This is a genomic window from Galactobacter sp. (assembly GCF_022712295.1).
Taxonomy (GTDB): Bacteria; Actinomycetota; Actinomycetes; order Actinomycetales; family Micrococcaceae; genus Galactobacter.
In genome coordinates, this window is record NZ_JALAGT010000024.1 from 1 (window position 1) to 19,849 (window position 19,849).

At 66.5% G+C, this 19,849-nt stretch carries 13 protein-coding genes; 6 read left to right on the top strand and 7 right to left on the bottom strand.

Annotated features, from left to right (window positions below; translation table 11 throughout):
- Positions 1 to 401, top strand: a 401-nt coding sequence (locus tag Q0A15_RS01805; RefSeq protein WP_291277832.1) for a hypothetical protein, incomplete at its 5' end; no start/stop codon positions are given.
- Positions 398 to 1,837 (top strand): cation acetate symporter, encoded by a 1,440-nt coding sequence (locus Q0A15_RS01810; RefSeq protein ID WP_291277833.1) that lies wholly within the window; start codon positions 398 to 400, stop codon positions 1,835 to 1,837. The genes Q0A15_RS01805 and Q0A15_RS01810, both read left to right, overlap by 4 nt.
- 24 nt (positions 1,838 to 1,861) lie before the next feature.
- Here Q0A15_RS01810 and Q0A15_RS01815 read toward each other — a convergent pair whose 3' ends face one another.
- The 6 genes from Q0A15_RS01815 to rpsB all read right to left on the bottom strand — a co-directional run bounded on the left by Q0A15_RS01815 (position 1,862) and on the right by rpsB (position 7,124).
- Positions 1,862 to 2,458, bottom strand: coding sequence for a DivIVA domain-containing protein (locus Q0A15_RS01815; protein ID WP_291277834.1), 597 nt, complete (start codon positions 2,456 to 2,458; stop codon positions 1,862 to 1,864).
- Between the two features lie 150 nt (positions 2,459 to 2,608).
- The gene (locus Q0A15_RS01820; protein ID WP_291277835.1) at positions 2,609 to 3,511 is read right to left on the bottom strand and encodes a phosphatidate cytidylyltransferase; all 903 of its coding nucleotides are present in this window, start codon (positions 3,509 to 3,511) and stop codon (positions 2,609 to 2,611) included.
- On the bottom strand, positions 3,511 to 4,068 hold the full coding sequence (frr, locus tag Q0A15_RS01825; protein ID WP_291277836.1) for a ribosome recycling factor: 558 nt from the start codon (positions 4,066 to 4,068) through the stop codon (positions 3,511 to 3,513). Before frr ends, Q0A15_RS01820 begins: the two co-directional genes overlap by 1 nt.
- Before the next feature lie 162 nt (positions 4,069 to 4,230).
- Complete coding sequence (gene pyrH / locus Q0A15_RS01830; protein ID WP_291277837.1) at positions 4,231 to 4,953, bottom strand: UMP kinase; 723 nt, start codon at positions 4,951 to 4,953, stop codon at positions 4,231 to 4,233.
- A 291-nt stretch (positions 4,954 to 5,244) separates the two neighbouring features.
- Positions 5,245 to 6,084: a translation elongation factor Ts gene (gene tsf / locus Q0A15_RS01835; protein WP_291277838.1), complete on the bottom strand. Its 840-nt coding sequence runs from the start codon at positions 6,082 to 6,084 to the stop codon at positions 5,245 to 5,247.
- Positions 6,085 to 6,293: 209 nt separating this feature from the next.
- Positions 6,294 to 7,124 carry a 30S ribosomal protein S2 gene (gene rpsB, locus Q0A15_RS01840; protein WP_291277839.1) on the bottom strand — a complete coding sequence of 277 codons (831 nt, stop codon included), beginning with the start codon at positions 7,122 to 7,124 and terminating at the stop codon, positions 6,294 to 6,296.
- 516 nt (positions 7,125 to 7,640) lie between these two features.
- Here rpsB and Q0A15_RS01845 point away from each other — a divergent pair.
- The 3 genes from Q0A15_RS01845 to Q0A15_RS01855 all read left to right on the top strand — a co-directional run bounded on the left by Q0A15_RS01845 (position 7,641) and on the right by Q0A15_RS01855 (position 13,718).
- Positions 7,641 to 9,014, top strand: coding sequence for an LLM class flavin-dependent oxidoreductase (locus Q0A15_RS01845; RefSeq protein WP_291277840.1), 1,374 nt, complete (start codon positions 7,641 to 7,643; stop codon positions 9,012 to 9,014).
- Between the two features lie 150 nt (positions 9,015 to 9,164).
- Positions 9,165 to 12,908, top strand: a complete 3,744-nt coding sequence (locus Q0A15_RS01850; protein ID WP_291277841.1) for a family 43 glycosylhydrolase — start codon at positions 9,165 to 9,167, stop codon at positions 12,906 to 12,908.
- Positions 12,909 to 13,157: 249 nt separating this feature from the next.
- Positions 13,158 to 13,718, top strand: coding sequence for a M23 family metallopeptidase (locus tag Q0A15_RS01855; protein ID WP_291277842.1), 561 nt, complete (start codon positions 13,158 to 13,160; stop codon positions 13,716 to 13,718).
- Between the two features lie 142 nt (positions 13,719 to 13,860).
- Here Q0A15_RS01855 and Q0A15_RS01860 read toward each other — a convergent pair whose 3' ends face one another.
- Positions 13,861 to 14,814: an aldose 1-epimerase family protein gene (locus Q0A15_RS01860; protein WP_291277843.1), complete on the bottom strand. Its 954-nt coding sequence runs from the start codon at positions 14,812 to 14,814 to the stop codon at positions 13,861 to 13,863.
- Positions 14,815 to 14,944: 130 nt separating this feature from the next.
- On the opposite strand from Q0A15_RS01860, the gene Q0A15_RS01865 reads away from it, so the two are divergent.
- A complete protein-coding gene (locus Q0A15_RS01865; protein WP_291277844.1) occupies positions 14,945 to 19,666 on the top strand; it encodes a family 43 glycosylhydrolase in 4,722 nt (1,573 codons plus the stop codon).
- Positions 19,667 to 19,849: the final 183 nt, after the last annotated feature.

Consider the following 19,849-nt stretch of genomic DNA (forward strand, 5'->3'; position numbering starts at 1 on the left):
ACGGCGCGCAAGTGACCCAGTCCCCCACCGAACCCACGGCCCAGCAGCCGCCGGAGCTTCCGACCCCCCGCCCCGGCCGGGTCCGGATCCAGGCGGACCAGGATCCCGAGTTGCCGGGCGGCGCCACCACCGGCGCCGACGACTTCTACGTGCGCTCGCTCATGAAGGCCCAACTGCGCCTCTCCCTGGTGCTGGCCTTGGGTTTCCTGGCCGTGGTCGCGGTTCTGGCCGTGGGGGTCACCACCTGGTCCCTGCTTGACGACATCCGCTTCCTGGGCCTGCCGCTGTCCTGGTGGCTCATCGGTTTCGCCCTGTACCCCTTGGTGCTCGGTGCCGCGGCCCTACATCATGTGTGGGCGCGGAGATTGGAAGAGCGCTATCGACGGGTGAGCCGGCCGTGAACACGATCCTCAACACCGCGGTCATCGCGCTGGTGTGCCTCAGCACCGCCCTCATGGCCGTGCGCGGCGTGAATCGGAGCCGCAGCAGCGCCGACGTCCTGGTGGCAGCGCGCAGCGTCCGCCCATGGTGGAACGCGTCCGCGATCGGCGGGGAGTATCTGTCCGCCGCCAGTTTCCTCGGCGTCACCGGGCTGATCGTCCTCACCGGACGCGACGGCCTCTGGTACCCGGTGGGCTACGCAGCCGGGTTCCTGATGCTCATGCTCTTCGTCGCGGCCCCCTTGCGGCGTTCCGGCGCCTACACCCTGCCGGACTTCGCTCAGGTCAGGTTCGGTCAGGAGAACGTGGCCCGCGTACTCGGCTACACCGTATTGGGCGTCGGGTGGCTCTACATGCTGCCCCAGATGCACGCAGCCGCCTTGGCCCTGATCACGGTGACGGATCTGCCCGCCTGGGTGGGTCCCGTGGCGGTCACTGCCGTGGTGATCGCCTCCGTGGTCCCGGGTGGGATGCGTTCCATCACCGCGGTGCAGGCCATGCAGTACTGGCTCAAGTTGGCCGCCCTGGCCATCCCCACCATCGCGATCATCATCGCGCTGCCGCTCGGAGCCGGCCCGGATCTCCCCACCGAGCCCGTGCTTCCCTCCCCCGGCCAGACGCCACTGGTGACCGTTTCGCTGCTCATCGCCCTGGTCTTCGGGACGTTGGGGTTACCGCATGTGCTGGTGCGTTTCTATACGAACCCGACTGGCGCGCAGGCCAGGACCACCACCTTCACCGTCACCGGTTTGGTGAGCCTGTTCTACCTCTTCCCGACCGCGCTGGCGTTCCTGGCCGTGAGCGCGGGGATCACGACACCCGGTAACCCGGACGCCCTGCTCCTGGACCTGCCGTCAACGCTCCTGGGCGGAACCGTAGGAGTGCTGCTCACGGCGATCGTGGCCGGTGGCGCGTTCGCAGCCTTCGTGTCCACGTCCTCCGGTCTGACCGTGGCGCTGGCCGGGGTCATCTCGCGGCGCTTCTTCGCGGGCTCGGTCTCCGGCTTCCGGCGTGGAGCCTTGTTGGCCGCCCTGGTCCCCGGGGCCATCTCGATGGCCACGTCCACCACGGGGCTGGCCAGCGTGATCGGCTCCATCTTCGCACTGACGGCCTCCACCATTGCACCGGTCCTGCTGGCCGGGATCTGGTGGAGGCGGGCATCCGGTGCGGGTGCCATCGCGGCCATGGTGACGGGCGCAAGCGTCTGGCTTGCCTGCCTGGTGGCCAGTTTCGCGGGTGCAGGGGCCGCGCTCGGGGGACTCGTGGGGCAGCCGGGGCTGCTCAGCGTCCCGGCGGCCGTCCTTGCCCTGATCGTGTTCTCGCTGGCCAGGCCTGACCTGGACACCGGCCGCCTTGATGAGGTGCTGGCCCGCCTGCACGCCCCGAACCGGGATTGAGTCCGGGGCACGTAACGCGAGACGTCAGTCGATCGAGGACATCAGCTCGATGGTGCGGTCCAGGAATGCATCCACCTGGTTCTCCTCGTAGCCGTCCTCGCCCGTGGCCTGGCCGAACACGGCCCGGCGCACGTCATCCACGGCCAGCGGCTGATCGTGCTCGAAGTAGTCCAGGAGGCGGTCGCAGAGCAGGTCCACGTCCTCGATGGCGTAGGACGGTGCCTTCTTGCGGTTGGGGCGGCGGAAACGCTCTCCCGCCGGACGGTGCAGGCGGCCACGCAGTACGCCGGAGACCTGAGCTATGCCCTCGATCCAGTGGTCGTGACCCTCCGCCTCGACCACCGCCGCGCGCTCGCGCGCGGCGAAGACGTCCTCGAGGCGATCCAGCGCGGAATCCACCTCCCGCGGAGAGTAGCCGCCATGGACCGGATCGAACGTGGTCCGCCGAACGATGGCGCTCGTGATGGGATCCTCCGAGGTACTGCCCTCATAGGTCAGCCGGGCCTTCTGCAGGAAGCGCTCCACCTGACCGGGGTCGTAGCCGAAGTCGTGGTCACCCGTGCGGGGAAACAGGCTCGGAGCGTCCTCGCTGGGGTGCTCGCCCGGCTCGTGCTTGGCCATTTCGCTTGTTCTCCTTGATATGTGTTCCTCCCGAGGTGCGGCATGGTTTCTGCCTCACCCGGCGAGGGGACCGGATCCGTTCAGATCCTCATCGTATCGGCGACGCAGCATGAGACGCTGCGGGAACCGGCAAGTTCTTGGTGAAGTGATTCAGGACCCGAGTCCCAGTGCGGCCACAGCGACCAGGTATCCCACCGGGACCGCGAAGACCATCGAATCCAGCCGATCCATGATGCCGCCGTGTCCCGGCAGGAGGTTGGACATGTCCTTGATGCCCAGTTCCCGCTTGATCATGGACTCGCTGAGGTCTCCGGCGGTGGAGGCGAACACCACCGCCACGGCCATGACGACTCCTCCCCACCACGAGGCATCCAGCACGGTGATGGCGAGAATCACGCCGACCACGCAGGCTCCCACCACGGATCCGGCAAAGCCTTCCCAGGACTTCTTGGGACTGATCTTGGGAGCCAGCGGGTGCTTACCCAGCCAGGCGCCGAAGATGTAGCCGAAGGTGTCGTTGGAGACCACGAGCAGCAGCACCGTCATCAGGAGCCACGTGCCGTTCTCCTCCCGCAACAGCAGCAGGGAGAAGGAGGCCAGCAGCGGGACCCAAGCCAGCACGAAGAGGGAGGCCGCGATGGAGCGGCCGGCGTCCCCGCGTCCGTCGAGCACGTTCCAGAGGACGGTCAGCACCACGGAGCCCACAAAGACACCGGTGAGCGCCTGTCCTCCGGCCATGAACGCGGCGATGGGCATCGCCAAGGCGCCGAAGACCAGAGGGATCAGCGGCAGCGGGAGTCCTGTGCCCTTCCGGACAGCCCGGGAAACCTCCCAGACCCCGAACGCACAGGCGATGGAGCAGAACGCAACGAAGACCGGATGCCACAGGAAGGCGCCGATCGCAACGGCGGCCAGGAGTCCGGCACCGACGCCGATGGCCGCGGGAAGGTCGCGACCGGCTTTGGATTTGCCGGCCTCGGCCGCACGCACCGCACGGCGTTGCGACGCGGTCATCTCTTCGCTGACCGCCTCGTCATGGGAGCCCTGAGTCATCAGACCTCCAGCAGCTCCGCTTCCTTGCGCTTGAGCAGCTCGTCGATGGCCTCGACGTACTTCTTGGTGAGTGCGTCGAGTTCCTTCTCGCCGCGGTTGCCGTCGTCCTCGCCGACCTCGCCGTCCTTGACGGCCTTGTCGATCAGGTCCTTGGCCTTGCGGCGGTGACCACGCAGGGCCACCTTGTGGTCCTCGGCCTTGCCCTTGACGATCTTCACGAATTCCTTGCGGCGTTCCTCGGTCAGTTCCGGCAGGGTCACACGGATCTGCTTGCCATCGTTGGAGGGATTGGCGCCCACCTCGGAATCGGAGAGGGCCTTCTCGATCTCACGCAGTGCTGAGACGTCGAAGGGAGAGATCAGGATGGTTCGCGCGTCGGGGGTCGCGAACTGAGCCAGCTGCTGCAGCGGCGTCGGGGAACCGTAGTAGTCCACGAGCACCTTGGAGTACAGGCTTGGGTTGGCACGTCCGGTGCGGATGGTGGAGAAGTCCTCCTTGGCCGCCTCGATGGTGCGTTCCATCTTGTCCTTGGCCTCTGACAGGGTCTCGTCGATCACTTCGTCACTCCTTGGAAGTGTGGGCGTCCGGGGGTAGCCCTGGGGCCCACCCTCATGTGGTCTTGTCCGTGCCGCGGATCTTACGGGCACGGCATCGTGTCCATCCTACTAGGCGGACACTCGCGACGGCCCCGGCGTCAGCCGCGTGGGCCGCCGGGTCCGTCACACGGTGACAAGCGTCCCGATGGGCTCACCGAGCAGTGCCCGGGTGACGTTGCCTTCGCCCTCCATGCCGAACACCCGCATGGTCAGCGAGTTGTCCTTGCACATGGTCATGGCGGTCTGATCCATCACCCGGATATTGCGGCGCAGGGCGTCGTCGTAGGTCAGGTGGTCGATCTTCTGGGCGGCGGGGTCCTTGTTGGGATCCGCTGTGTAGACGCCGTCCACACCGGACTTGGCCATCAGGACCTCGTCGACGTGTACCTCGAGGCCGCGTTGTGCCGCCACGGTGTCGGTGGAGAAGTACGGCAGACCGGCCCCGGCGCCGAAGATGACCACACGGTCCTTCTCCAGGTGACGGATGGCGCGGCGAGGGATGTATGCCTCAGCGACCTGGGACATGGAGATCGCGGACTGCACGCGGGTCTCGACGCCGGCCTGTTCAAGGAAGTCCTGCAGGGCAAGGCAGTTCATCACGGTGCCCAGCATGCCCATGTAGTCAGCACGTGAGCGGTCCATGCCGGATTCGGCCAGTTCAGCGCCACGGAAGAAGTTTCCGCCACCCACCACGATGGCGGTCTCGACGGTGCCGACGGTCGCTGCGATCTGCTCCGCGATGCCGCGTACGGTGGCCGGATCCACACCGAGCTTGCCGCCACCGAAGACCTCACCAGAAAGCTTGAGGAGGACTCGACGGCGGTGAGGTGCTGGCTGAACGGACATACGTGTTCCCCTTCAAGTTGTTTCTGCTGGAGCTGCGACGGTCACACCGCCTCAGGTATTTTCCCACGTCTTCGGCTCGACCGCGCGCAGGATCCGGAAAATGCGGGTAGGAATCGTGCCCGCCATCTGCGGATCCTGCCCTCGGGGTGCCGTTCTGCCCGACGTTCGCTACCCACCGTCGTGAGGCACGGCGCCCAAGCACGAGCGCCGGCTCGGTCACGACACACAACGGGGCCGCATCCCCGAAAGGGATGCGGCCCCGTTGTGCGTTATTCGCTATCGCGAGGTGCCTCAGGCGCCAACGCGGAAGCGGGAGAAGGAAGCAACGGCGGCGCCAGCCTCCTTGAGCACCTGCGCCACGGACTTCTTGGAGTCCTTGGCGAAGGCCTGATCCACGAGGACGGACTCCTTGTAGAAGCCGGTCAGGCGGCCTTCCACGATCTTGTCGAGGATCTTCTCCGGCTTGCCCTCGGCGCGGGCGGTGTCCTCGGCGATGCGGCGCTCGTCGGCAACCTTGTCTGCGGGGACCTCCTCGCGGGTGGCGTAGGCGGGAGCCAGCGCAGCGATGTGCACGGCAACGTCGTGAGCGGCCTCGGTGACGGCCTCGCCCTCACCGGACACGGCCAGGAGCACGCCGACCTGAGCCGGGAGGTCCTTGGAGGTCTTGTGCAGGTAAGCGGAGACGGTGTCGCCCTCGACCTTGGTCACGCGGCGCAGCTGCAGCTTCTCGCCCAGGATGGCACCGAGCTCGTCGATGACGTCCTTGACGGTCTTGCCCTCGGCCGGAGCGGCCAGCACGGAATCGACATCGCCTGCGCCGGACTCGACGGCTGCGGTCAGGGCGGTGTTGGCAACGGCCACGAACTTCTCGTTCTTGGCCACGAAGTCGGTCTCGCAGTTGAGCTCGAGCATGTAACCGGTCTTGCCGTCGACGACGGTCGCGGCGACGAGGCCCTCAGCGGTGGCGCGGGACTCGCGCTTGGTGGCGCCCTTGAGGCCCTTCACGCGGATGATCTCGATGGCCTTCTCGGCGTCACCGTTGGCCTCATCGAGGGCCTTCTTGACGTCCATCATGCCGGCGCCGGTGCGCTCGCGCAGGGCCTTGATGTCAGCGGCGGTGTAGTTCGCCATGTGGTCTCTCCCCTTGTTTCTCGGGTTTGGTCTTCCTCCGCGTCCGCACTGTGTCGGGACGGGGGAAGGTGTGCTTTTTACGTCGTTTGAAGAAAGGCGGTGAGCCCACGAGTCATCGCCGTGCGCTCACCGCCTTGGCCTCCCGGTCCCCTCGGTCCACCTCATCAGTGGTGAACCGAAGGTTCCGGGAAGGTAAGTCGGGGTGAGACTTACTTGGCGTCCTCTGCAGGGGCCTCAGCAGCGGCCGGGGCCTCTGCGGGGGTCTCCTCGGCCTTGGCCTCCTGGCCGGCGAGCAGCTCGCGCTCCCACTCGGCCATGGGCTCAGCGGCCTCGCCGTCCTTGCCGCCACCGTTGCGGGCCAGCAGGCCCTCGGCCACGGCGTCTGCCACGACGCGGGTCAGCAGGTTGACGGAGCGGATCGCGTCATCGTTACCCGGGATGGGGTAGGTGACCTCATCGGGGTCGCAGTTGGTGTCGAGGATGGCGACAACCGGGATACCCAGCTTCTGTGCCTCGTCGACGGCCAGGTGCTCCTTCTTGGTATCCACGATCCACACCATGGAGGGGGTGCGGTTCATGTTGCGGATACCACCGAGGTTGGACTGCAGCTTGGTCAGCTCGCGCTTGAGCAGCAGCAGCTCCTTCTTGGTGTGCCCGGAACCGGCCACATCGTCGAAGTTGATCTCCTCGAGCTCCTTCATGCGCTGGACGCGCTTGGAGACGGTGGAGAAGTTGGTCAGCATGCCGCCCAGCCAACGGTGGTTGACGTAAGGCATGTTGACGCGGGAGGCCTGCTCAGCAATTGCTTCCTGAGCCTGCTTCTTGGTGCCGACGAACAGGATGGTGCCGCCGTGGGCCACAGACTGCTTGACGAAATCGAAGGCGCGGTCGATGAAGGTCAGCGACTGCTGCAGATCGATGATGTAGATACCGGAGCGCTCCGTGAGGATGAAGCGCTTCATCTTCGGGTTCCAGCGACGGGTCTGGTGGCCGAAGTGGACGCCGCTGTCCAGCAGCTGGCGCATGGTGACGACAGGCATGTCGTTCCTTACCGAACGGGGCACGCGCAGCGCGCTTCCGTCCTTATCGTTTCTGACGGTTGACTGATCTTGGCCCGGTTGGGCTGCTGATCCCTGGCATCGACCGGATCCACAGGTTTCCCCGCTTCACCCGTCACGTCGTTTCCCCGTGGTTCGGGGACCGTCGACGTGCGTCGGAAGGCATGTTCACCGGGAGGTCCCGGTGCTTGCCGACCTACGGTTGACGCGCGAAGTCGACGTTCGAACCCTCTTGCCCTACCGTTCACCGAAGTGGAAAGCAGGCAATCACGCTTGAACGTCGCTCTTTCCAGTATAGACGACGCCCACCCACCTGGAGAGGGCGGATTCCTTCGAGAGCCCAACGGGTGCAGTGCACTTGGTCACATCTGCGTCAGGCGGCCACGTCGGTGACCCGAGTCAGTAGAGTCACAGCGGCAGGATCCCCACGCGGCCGCACCAACGCCCGTGCCGGATACGGCCGGCTGGAAAGTGAACACGAGGACTCGAAGGACATCGATGGTGGGGAACGAACCCGCGCGCAGGATCCGCTTCAACGCTTTCGCCATCAACGGCGTTGGCCATCAGATTCCTGGGCTGTGGCGACATCCCCAGGACCGTTCCAGGGACTACACCTCACTGAAACACTGGACCGAGCTTGCGGTCTTGCTGGAGGACGCGTTCTTCGACGGGATCTTCCTGGCCGACGCGCTGGGCCCGTACGACGTCTATGGGGGCAATGCCGACGCCGCCCTGCGGGCGGCGGCCAAGATTCCGATGAACGACCCACTGCCTCTGGTCGGAGCCATGGCCGGCGTGACGGAGCACCTGGGATTCGGGATCACAGCATCCACCGCCGCAGAGCATCCTTATACGTTCGCCAGGCGGATGTCGACGTTGGATCATCTGACACACGGGAGGGTGGGCTGGAACGTCGTGACGGGATACTTGAAGAGTGCTGCGGAGAACATGGGCGAATCCGATCAGCTCTCCCACGACGAACGCTACGACCGGGCGGACGAGTACATGGAGGTGCTCTACAAACTGTGGGAGGGGTCGTGGGAGGACGATGCCGTGGCCCTCGACACCGAACACGACACGTTCGCCGACCCGGCCAAGGTGCACCCCATCAACCATCACGGCCGCTACTTCACGGTCCCCGGAATCCACCTGAGCGAGCCGTCTCCCCAACGGACTCCCGTCATCTATCAAGCGGGAGCGTCCCCGCGAGGTATCGCCTTCGCGGCCGACCATGCGGAGGCCGTCTTCGTGGCGGCTCCCACCCTGCCCCAGGTGGCACGGCAGGTGGCCCTGGTCCGGGAGGGGCTCGAGGCCCGTGGCCGCGGTGGCGCAGCCGCACGAATCTATGCGTTGGTCACGATCGTGGTCGATGAGAGCGACGACCTGGCGCAAGCCAAGTATCGCGACGTCTTCTCCTACGCCTCCGAGACCGGAAACCTGGTCCTGAACTCGGGCTGGTCCGGCATCGACCTGTCCAAGGAGAATCTCGATGCGCCGCTGGATCCGGTGAAGACAGATGCCATCCAGACCACCGTTTCCAGCCTTTCCGGAGCCCAGCACGGGCCGCAGCGTTGGAGCGTGCGGGACAGTGCGCGGCTGAATGCGACCGGCGGACCGGTGCTGGTGGGTTCTGGGGAGACGGTGGCTGACGCCTTGGAGGCCATCATGGATCAGACCGGCGTGGACGGCTTCAACGTGGCCTATGCCCTGAACCCGGGCAGCTGGGAGGACATTGCTTCCTACCTGATCCCGGTCTTGCAAGCACGCGGCTCCTACCCCACTCGGGCGGAGCCCGGCACCCTCCGCCACAGGATGTTCGGCTCGGGCGACCACCTGCCCTCATCACACCCGGGTGCCACCCACCGCAGGTAGGCAACCCCGCAGGTGATCACTTTCGTCACCGGCCTGGCCAAGGGATACATCATGCCGTTATTGTGATGTGGACAACTCTGTGACCGGTAGCAACTATCGTTACCCCACGAGTGTGTCCAAGCCGACGTATCACCAGCCCTAAGGACGACGATGTCTTCAGTCAGCTTCTCAGCCGACAGCCCGCCCCCGCGCCGCAGACGCACCCGCCTCGCGATGCTCCCGCCGCTCGCCGCCACCACGGCACTCCTCGTCTGCGGGCTGGCGCCAGCGGCCCAGGCCGCGCCGGGCTCGGCAGTCGGCCACACGGCGTCGGGCATTGCACCCGCCGCCAAGGCGGACCTTCCCGACTCCCTCGCGGAGTATCTCTTCGCAGACGGCGAGCGCGCCAAGGTGCCCAATACCGCAGCCTCCCCGGAGGGTCTCGGCGATGCCGAGGTCAAGAACGGCGGCGCACAGACGTGGACCGACACATCTCTGCAGCTCACCGGCGGCGCCAAGGACGGCGACGGCACCTGGGTGCAGCTGCCCAAGGATCTGCTCAAGGAGCGTTCGTCCGTCTCCGTCACCACGGAGGTGAAGGTCGACGCGGCGATGCGCAACGACTTCAACTTCCTCTGGAACGTGGGCGGCGAGAACACGGACGAGTACTTCTTCACCACCGCCAAGGACGCCCCCAGGACCGCCATCACGGTGGGCTCCAACGGAGGCGAGAAGTCCGCGACCTCCTCCTCGAACCTGGACACCGGGCACTGGACCTCGCTGACCAGCGTGCTGGACGCGGAGGCCAAGACGCTGACCTTCTACGTGGACGGGGAGAAGACCGGCTCGGTCAAGACCGACCTGACCCCCGCCGACATCAAGGACCAGTCGCTGAACACCATCGGCCGCTCCCCCTGGCCGGATCAGCTGTTCAAGGGCGAGGTCAGTGCCTTCCGCGTGTATCCCACGGCCCTGAACGAGGAGCAGGTTCAGCAGGAGAACCTGGCGGACGCGCAGATCAACGCAGAGGCCCTCGAGTCAGAGGCCGATGATCGCTTGGAGGGTCTCGAGTTGCCCTCCGGAGACGTGACCGGCGACCACGTCTCCCTGCCGTCCTCGGGCGGCAAGGTCACCTGGACCAGTTCCGATCCCGACGTGATCGCCACCGACGGTTCCGTGACCCAGCCTGAACGGGGCGCGGACCCCGTGGACGTCACGCTCACCGCCAAGACGACGGTGCGCGGCCTCTCCGCAGAGCGCACCACGCAGGTCCGAGTGCTTCCCAGCGATCTGGACGACCAGGCACGGCTGGCCACCGCGGCGGGCAACTACGTCCTGCCGACCACCGTCGTCTCCGGCGACAAGCTGCCCGAGGCGCCGGAAGGACTCACCGTGACCTCGCTGGAGGCCGATGGGGCCGAGCTGAAGGACGGCGCGCTGGTGGCTGCAGGCGAGAAGCCCGTGACCGCCACCGTGGCTGCGACCATTGCGCGGAGCGCTTCACCGGAGACCACCATCTCCAAGCAGTTCACCGTGACCGTACTGCCCTCCGGTTCCGATCGGTTGGCCGCCTACCACCGCACGCCCACCACCGAATCGGAGGCCAACAACGCCGACGTGGCGCTGAGCATGCACCTGGCCTTCCAAGCCGATGATTCGGGATCAGCTTGGTCGCCTCTGAACGAGAACTACGGCATCTTCTTCCCGCATCTGTCCGAGGCCGTCCCGGACGACGGCGTGGACCTCTCGCTCATCCGCAGCCTGAAGAACCCCACCCTCTTCGAGCTCGCCGATGGCGGCTACGGCGTCGTGGGCACCCGGGTGGCCCGTGGCGGCGGGGCCGACGGGACCCAGCAGGACTCCGTCCTGGTGGCCACCAGCCATGACCTGCTCAGCTACGACGAGCTCGGACTGCTCGAGCTCGATGAGTCGGACGGCGTCAACCGTCCCACCGCGGTCTACGACACCGCGGCCAAGACCTACCGCATCTCCTGGACCACGGACTCCGGCGCACAGCGTCATCAGGACGTGGAGGATCTGGCGGCCGCGACGTCGGGCACCGACGCCGACGGGAGCAAGGCGGCCACAGCTGCGGGCTCGTCGGGCGCCGGCCGCGCCACGGGCACCACGGAAGTGGACGACCTGGACATCGAGGACTTCGCCGCAGGCAACACGCTGCCCGTGAGTGCCGACGTGGCCGAGGGACTGCAGACCCGATTCGGTCGCATCACCAACACCGGCGTGCAGGATCTGGGCAGCAAGCAGGTGGACAAGGGCGCCGCGTTGACGGGCTCCGATCTGCCGCAGCAGGCCACCCTGGACTACTCGGACGGCTCCACCCGTCACCTGCCCGTCCAGGATTGGGACCTCTCCGACGTGGACACCTCCAAGGCCGGAACCTACACGGCCAAGGGCAGAATCAAGCAGACGGACTACCCCAAGCCCTTCGCGGTGGAGCGCGCCGACCCCTCGGCCTACAAGTTCGACCTCAACGGCGAGACCAAGTACCTGATGATCGCCACCAACGACCCCGACATGGACAACGTGGGCCAGAAGGGCAAGGCCTTCATGCCGGTCCGCATGGCGGACTCGCTCTCCGGGCTGGCCGATGAGGCCGAGCCGGAGGAGGTCCACCTCCTGGACCGCGGCGACAAGGACGCCGACGGCAAGACCATGACCGGCTGCTTCTGGGCACCCGAGTTCCACGAGATCGCTGGGAAACTCTCCATCCTGTTCATGCCCTGCTACGGGGACAACCCGGGATACATGTCCGGCCGTGCCTCGATCATGCAGCTCAAGCAGGACGACTCCGGGGACGACCTCGACCCCACCGTTGCGGCCAACTGGACCACGCCGAAGACCATCACCCGTACCGACGGGACCGCGCTGAACGATGTCTCCGGGATCAGCCTGGACATGACCTACTTCCAGGACAGGACCGGGCAGTCCTACTACGCGTGGCAGCAGATGTGCCACACCTTCATCGCGATGATGGACCCGGCAGATCCGGGCAAGCTGACCAGCGATCCGGTGCGCATCGTCGCTCCGGAATACGCCTGGGACAACTCCTGCGCGGAGGGCCCCAACGTCCACGAACGTGACGGCAAGCTCTACCTGATCTACTCGGGCTCCGGTGTGGGCAACACCTACACCACGGGCTTGGCCACCGCACCGGCCACCGGCGCCGACCTGACCGATCCCGAGAGCTGGACCAAGCTCAACTACCCCCTGCAGAAGTCCGGGAAGTTCGAGGGCGAGTGGCAGCTCGGTACCGGCCACGGCATGTGGACCGAGGACGAGGACGGAGCGCTGATCTACGTCTTCCACGCACGCACCGACGTCGGCGGATCCGGACGCGACATGTTCGTGCGCCGCGTGCACTTCGCCTCCGACGGCATGCCGATCATGGATATGGAGGCATCAGAGGAACTCTCCTCCCCCACGGTCAGCATGAAGATCGTGGTGGCCGACGACGCGGACGCGAGCGCCGACCCGACCTCGCCTTCGGACTCGGACTCGGGCTCGGGCTCGGATTCTGACTCGGACTCGGATTCGGATTCGGATTCGGATTCCAGCGCCGACGCTGGCTCCGCGTCCGATTCGGGGGCGGGCGCAGACGGCGACGGGTCGGGTGCACCGACCGACCCCTCCGGCCCAAGCTCGGGCGCGGGCTCTGACTCGGGCTCTGACGCGGACGTTGCGGCCGGTTCCGATTCCGATGTGACCGGCACGGATGATGCCGGTGCCGCCGGTTCGGGTGCCGACTCCTCGGACTCGGCCACGTCCGGCACCGCAGATGGTCATTCCGGGCTGGCGGCGACTGGCGTCCAAGCTGGATTGGTGGCGTTGGCTGGGCTCGGCGCAGCGTTGCTGGTGATCGGATTCGTGCTGGCGAGGCGCCGCCGACACGGCTGACGCGGCGTGTCCTCCACAGATTCCCGATGATCGGGAAGGGGGCGCTGGACGGGCAGGAACACACCCTGGTGTGATCCGTGCATGTTCCGTTCAGCGCCCCCTTTCCTGTCCCCTGTAACCACTGTCTCGGCCCGGTTCTCCGGGCCTGATGTTGCCGAGCGCGGTCGCGCCGGCCCCGTCACGGTCTGGTCCGGCGCGGTCTGGTCCGGCGCATCACGGCCGGGACGTCCCGGTCCCTGGCACTGGGCCGTGCTCATCTGCCTGAGCATGAGCTTGGTTGGCCCCTCCGCCTCGGCCCAAGAGCGTACGCCGGTGGACCCGGTCTCCCCCGCTGCCGTCACCGCGAGCGCCCACGGCGTTCCACCGGTGGGACGCGCACCCGCACCCGGCGAATCGTGGGAGGAGGTGGGAATGGTCAAGGACTTCGACCCGCCCGACGTCCGCTGGAACGCGGGGCATCGAGGGGTGGACCTGCGTGCGGCGCCTGGCACCGAGGTCGTCGCTCCCGCCGCCGGAACCGTGTCCTTTGCCGGGTCCGTGGCGGGGCGTCCCACCGTCGCCATCACGGTGGGTGGAGGATGGCGCACCACGTTGGAGCCCGTTTCCACGGAGCTCAAGAAAGGGGACCGAGTATCCGCCGGCCAGGTGGTCGGCACGGTGGCGAACGGCGGGCACTGCAGCGGCAGCTGCGTGCATTGGGGGCTGGTATCCGGGTCCGGGCACGGCTCCACCTATCGCGATCCCCGCACGTTGGTGGCCGACCTGCGGCCATCCGTCCTCTACCGTGACCGCACGACCCCACCGTCGTGACCGTCCTGTGTACTGCTCGTTCCGACGGACCGGGTCTCACACAGACGCACCGCGGGACCAGGTTTCCATGAAAGCTGCACCGAAGCGGCACATTCCCACAAGAACCTGATCCCGCGTGGTGAGGGGACGACTCAGAAGCCCGTCAGTCGCCGATGGCCGTCAACGTCCAGGACGCCTCAGCATGCTCGTCGACCTCGAGCCGGATGACGTCGGTGCCGGAGTTGTAGGCACCCGGCGGGCAGGTCATGGGTTCCACGGCGAGGCCAGTGCGGCTGGCTGCGACCTCGGGGAGGTCTGCCGTGTGGATCTGCAGCCACCCGCACTCCGGCCCCCAGGACATCTCGACGCCCACGCCGGAGGCATCGGTCAGCCTGACTCGAGCCTGAGCATCCTCGTCACGGACCAGGTCCGTGAAGGCATGATCGATGAAGGTGTCACCGATGACGCGTGGTTCCCGGAAGTCATAGGACAGCTCCCCCACGGCCGCGAGTCCGGTGGGGCTCAAGCGATCCTGGGTGACGGTCTGCACCGTGGCCGCAGGAACGGACACGGTCCAGCCATCGACCGGGCTCAAGGTTCCGGGAGCAGAAGGCGCCACGAGGTAGGAGTGGGACCCCCAGCCGAAGGGCGCCGCAGCGCCGGCCAACAGCGTGGCGGACACCGAGGTCGTCAGGCCGTCAGTGTTCAAGGAGTAGCCGACATCCACCTGCACACGGTGCGGGTACCCGTCGCGGGGTTCCACCACGGACCGCAGCGATACCGCGGACTCGGAGGAGTCCACCACGTCGAACTCCTGCCACACCAACAGCCCGTGCAACGCATGGCCGCGGGCCGGTTCGGTGACGGCGAGCCGGCGATCCTCCCCATCCCAGGAGTACTGCGCATCGATGACGCGGTTGGGCCATGGAGCCAGAATGATGCCGGAAAAGTTGGGATGAGGCTCGTCCGCCCGGAACGGCCGAACCAGATCACGCCCGTTGAAAGTGAGAACGCGGATCGCGGCACCGACACTGGCGATCTCGGCGTGGTACCCGTGGCCGTCGAGGGCGAACTGGGCTCCGGAGAGGGGCCTCGCCCCGGCATCGTAAGCAGACATGGTCAGCAGCATATCGACGAACTGCCCCGAAGCGCACCATTGAGGTCGCCGATTGTTACCGGTAACGTATGGGTGTGATGCGAACCACGTTTCGCGTCTGTCATCAGACTCGATCTCAATGAGGAGACCCATGACGACCTTGCCCACCCGGCTAGCCGCCCTGACCGGTGCCTTGACCCTGGCACTCTCGGCGGCACCGGCCGCCGCAGCGGCTCCCAGTTCTCCAGCCCATCCCAGCGGCGCAGCCGCCGAGTCCGCGAACCCGACCAGCGGCACCACGACGTCGGGTATCACCGAGGCAGGTCCCGCCGGCACCGCGCCGGCGGCGAAGACCACCGCAGACGAAGATCCCTCCGCGTACCTGTTCGCCTACTTCACGGCGGACAGCGTGGAAGGGGAGAAGATCTCCCTGGCCGTCTCCGACGGCAACAACGCTCAGAAATGGGTCGGCCTCAACGACGGCCAGCCCGTGCTGGACTCCGACAAGGGCACCAAGGGTCTGCGCGATCCCTTCATCGTCCGCGCACCGGAGGGCAACAAGTTGTACCTGATCGCCACGGACCTCTCGATCGGTCGCAACGGTGACTGGGATGCCGCACAACGCACCGGTTCCAGGCACATCGAGGTCTGGGAATCCACCGACCTGGTGAACTGGGGAGAGCAGCGCCATGTCGAGGTGGCCCCTGAAACCGCCGGGAACGTCTGGGCGCCGGAGGCCTACTGGGACGACGAGAACCAGGAGTACGTGGTCTTCTGGGCCTCGAAGCTCTACGCGGAATCCGATCCGGAGCATTCGCAGTCGTCCCCTCCGGAGACGATGATGTACGCCACCACCAAGGACTTCAAGACCTTCAGCGACCCCAAGGTCTGGCAGGACACCAAGGGATCGCGCATCGACTCCACGGTGATCAAGGACGGCGACACCTATTACCGCTACACCAAGGACGAGGAGAACGCGCACAAGTGCGCGGACAAGGACATATTCGTCGAGACGTCCAAGAACCTTACCAGTGTCACGACCGACGGTGAGGACTCCGGGTGGACCATGGGCCAGGAGTGCATCGGCCATGACGCCGGGACCAAGGCCGTGGAGGGCCCCACCGCCTTCAAGGCAAATCCCGGCGACGTCAACGGAGAGGGTTACTACCTTTTCGCCGACGAATTCGGCGGACGCAAGTACCTGCCCCTGAAAGCGGACTCCCCCGCAGGCCCCTTCGAGGCCGTGGGCGACGTGTCCCTGCCGGACCCGGCGCCGCGCCACGGCACCGTCCTGCCCATCACCGAATCCGAGCGCCAGGCCCTGCTGGCCGAGTACCCGGCGGACGGTGAGGAACCCGACCCCATCGATGGCGGTCAGCTGCTGCACTACGACTTCTCCGACGCGGACTCCGTCGCCGAGGGAAGCACCATTCCGGATTCATCCGGCAACGAGTTCGACGCAATGGTGAAGGGTAAGGGCGCCACCGAGAAGGACGGTGTCCTCACCCTTCCCGGAGGGGCCGCCAACTCGAATGCGGCCTACCTGGAACTGCCTCAGGGCGCCTTTGACCACCAGGACGAGCTCACCATCTCCGTGTGGCTGCGCAACAAGACCGGTGCAGGCAACTACGCCGCGATGTTCTTCGGGTCCAAGGAGTCCACCCCAGCCAACTACTGGCTGCTGAACCCCGCCAACCCGGCCGGCCTGTTCAAATCCGTCATCACGGGATCCACGGATGCCGCGGCGCCGTGGAGCACGGAGACCGGCGTCTCCCCCTCCACCGCTTCCAAGGGCATCGCGGGCCCCAAGACCTCCGACGAGTTCTCGCTCTACACCACGGTCATCGAGCCGGGGAAGCTCACCGGCTACCTGGACGGGAAGAAGATCGGGACTGTGGACACCGGTCGCAGCGTCTCCGATCTCGGCAAGAACCTCGTGGGCTACGTGGGTCGTTCCTCCTACAACGACCCCTTCTACAAGGGCGACGTCCGCGACGTGAGCGTGCTGGCAGAGGCCCAGTCCGACGACGAGGTGGCTCAGTCCTACCTGGACGGCCTCGACGAGGAGACAGCCAACGGACTCCTGGCCAAGGATGCCAAGGCCCTTTCCCTTCCGAAGAGCACGTTGAAGGACCTGGACCTGCCCGCCAAGGGCCAGAATGGCTCCGACATCGCCTGGTCCTCCTCCGATACCGACCGGATCGGTGAGGACGGCACGGTCAGTCGCGGCTCTCAGGATCAGGCGGTGACCCTCACGGCCACCCTGAGCCTGGGCAGCCACACCACCGCCCGTGACTTCGAGGTCACCGTGCTCTCCGACGATCCGAACAACGACGTGAATCAGGCCGCGGAGGACTTCGACCTGGGCGTGACGGAAGCATGGAAGGACCTGACGCTGACCGACGAGTTCCAGGGAACCGAACTCACGTGGGCCTCCTCCGACGAGGACGCCATCGCGGCAGACGGCACCGTCACCCGTGGGGACAAGGCCGCCAAGGCGACGCTGTCGGCCACGTTCACGTTGGACGGCGCCAGCGCTACCAAGGAGTTCCCCGTGACCGTCCTCCCCAAGGACACCGGGACGCTCTACAGCTACACCACTGCGGGCGACACCAAGCGCACCGATGCCCTCCACCTGGCCACCGCCAAGGGCATGGGCAACGAGGCCAAGAACCCGGTGGCAGGCAACAACGGCAAGCCCGTGCTCTACCCCACCACGGGTTCAGCCCGCGTGGGTTCCCCCGTGGTCTTCCGCGATCCCGCCGGCGGCTTCCGAGTCCTGGCCCCAGAGATCAGCGGGAAGAAGCTCACCGGCAAGGCCTACGTCTACTCCACCAAGGACCTGGTCCGCTACACCGACGAGGCCCTGGTGGACCTCGCCCCGGGGCAGCAGCCCACCCACCTCAGCGTGGACTACGACAACGCCACGGGCGCCTACACGGTGACCTACACCGACGCGGACTCGGGCGACCGCTACGCCGTGACCAGCAAGGACCTCAAGTCCTTCGGCGACCCGGAAACAGTCGCAGGCACCAAGGCCGCCAAGGCGGCCGGTGAGGTGGCGCCAAGGGCCGACGGCCTGCCGTCGGACATTGCCGACGTCACCACCGTGGCGCTGACGGCGTCCGAGCTGAGCTACGTCAGCCAGAAACTCGGACGCGTGCACAACACCAACGTGGCCGTGGACGGCTCAGCGACCGTTGCGATCGGTGCGGACAGGCCGGAGCTTCCGGAGACCGCGGCTGTGAAGTACTCCTCGGGTTCCTCCTCGGCCTTCCCCGTCACTTGGGACGACGAGGACCTGGCCGCAGTGGACACCTCGAAGCCGGGCACGTACACGGTCAACGGCACGGTGAAGGCCCCGACCTACTCGGACCCGTTGGTGGAACGCCGCGCGGATCCGGACGTCACCCTGGGCGACGACGGGTACTACTACTTCACCGCCTCCTACCCCATGACGCGTCAGGACGACCCGGAGGGGTACGACCGCGTGATCCTGCGTCGCGCCAAGACCATCCAAGGTCTCAAGGATGCCAAGGAGGTGAGCATCTGGGACGAGAGTTCCACCGACAAGGTCAACCCGTACATCTGGGCTCCCGAGCTGCAGAAGATCGGCGACGACTGGTACATCCTCTTCACCGGTGCCCGACAGGGCGGCGTGTGGGATATTCGCCCGCACATGCTCAAGTTCACCGGGGACGAGTTCACCGGGGATGCGGTCATGGACGCGAAGAACTGGGAGCTGCTCGGCCAGGTCAAGGCACATGAGGGTGACAAGCACGCCTTCACCAGCTTCTCCCTGGACATGACGGCCTTCGAGGCCAACGGCAAGCACTACCTGGTGTGGGCGGAGAAGCCCGGTGCTTCCACGATCCGGATGGCTCAGATCGACCCCAAGGATCCCACCCAGTTGCTGGGCGATTCCATCGAACTCTCCACCCCCAACCAGGCCTGGGAGCAGAACGACGCCCAGAACCTGGCCGTGGACGAGGGCCCGGCCGTGATTCACCACGACGGGAAGGTCTTCGTGTCCTTCTCAGGGTCCTCCGTTGATCGCAACTACGCCGTGGGCCTGCTCGGGGCCGACGAGGACGCCGACCTGATGGACCCGGACTCCTGGACCAAGACCGGGTACCCGGTGCTGACCTCGGACGACTTCGAGGACCAGGTGGGTCCCGGCCACAACTCCTTCACCACGGATGAGTACGGCAACCCCGTGATCGTGTTCCATTCCCGCACGGAGAACGACTCCTCCAACCCGGGCGAGGCCACAGACGGCGGACTCTTCGACCCCCGCCGCCATGCCCGCGCCAAGACCGTTCACTTCGATCTGGACGGCGAGCCGGTCTTCAACATGACGGCCGCAGAGGAACTCGACCCCGAATTGGCCGAGGTCAGCTACCAGGTCGAGGTCACCGGCGAGGACCCGGACGACGGCGACGACAACGGTGCCGATGCTGATGGCTCGGACAACGGTTCCGCCGACAGCGACGGTGCCGGTGGTGGTTCAGATGCGGGTGCTGGTGCCGGTGCTGGAGCCGACGGTTCCGACAGCGCATCGAACGCGGGCTCTGGTTCCGATGGTGGCGCCGCCGACGGCGGAAACAACGGTTCCGAGGATGGTTCCGTCAACGGCGGCAACGGTGACAACAATGCCGCCGCTTCGGGTGCCGATGATGCTGCCGAGGACCACGCGTCGGGCGCTGGTAACGGCCCCGGCGGATCCGATGCAACCGAAACGCAGGGTGTGAATGCCGGCGGCCCGTCGCCTCTTGCCAGCACCGGCGCGCAAGTTGGCACCTTGGCGGCCGTCGCGGCGATGCTGTTGGCTACGGGCGCAGTGCTGACTCTGCGGAGGAAGCGCAGGTCCTGACGCCACCCTGATCCTGGCACCACCCTGATGCAGGGAAGAACTCCAGTGCATGGCAGATCGACCACGATCTCCGTGCACTGGAGTTCTTTTCATGCGCTGGGATCGTTCAGGAGTCGAGTACGTCGAGTCGCCCGGCTCAGGAGTCAGTTCCGCCGCGTCCACACCCCCTACGCTCAGCGCAAT

Coding starts and splice junctions, on each gene's coding strand:
- Q0A15_RS01850 (WP_291277841.1), top strand. CDS start 9,165: ATGTCTTCAGTCAGCTTCTCAGCCGACAGCCCGCCCCCGCGCCGCAGA.
- Q0A15_RS01820 (WP_291277835.1), bottom strand. CDS start 3,511: ATGACTCAGGGCTCCCATGACGAGGCGGTCAGCGAAGAGATGACCGCG.
- rpsB (WP_291277839.1), bottom strand. CDS start 7,124: ATGCCTGTCGTCACCATGCGCCAGCTGCTGGACAGCGGCGTCCACTTC.
- pyrH (WP_291277837.1), bottom strand. CDS start 4,953: ATGTCCGTTCAGCCAGCACCTCACCGCCGTCGAGTCCTCCTCAAGCTT.
- Q0A15_RS01845 (WP_291277840.1), top strand. CDS start 7,641: ATGGTGGGGAACGAACCCGCGCGCAGGATCCGCTTCAACGCTTTCGCC.
- Q0A15_RS01860 (WP_291277843.1), bottom strand. CDS start 14,814: ATGTCTGCTTACGATGCCGGGGCGAGGCCCCTCTCCGGAGCCCAGTTC.
- Q0A15_RS01865 (WP_291277844.1), top strand. CDS start 14,945: ATGACGACCTTGCCCACCCGGCTAGCCGCCCTGACCGGTGCCTTGACC.
- tsf (WP_291277838.1), bottom strand. CDS start 6,084: ATGGCGAACTACACCGCCGCTGACATCAAGGCCCTGCGCGAGCGCACC.
- Q0A15_RS01815 (WP_291277834.1), bottom strand. CDS start 2,458: ATGGCCAAGCACGAGCCGGGCGAGCACCCCAGCGAGGACGCTCCGAGC.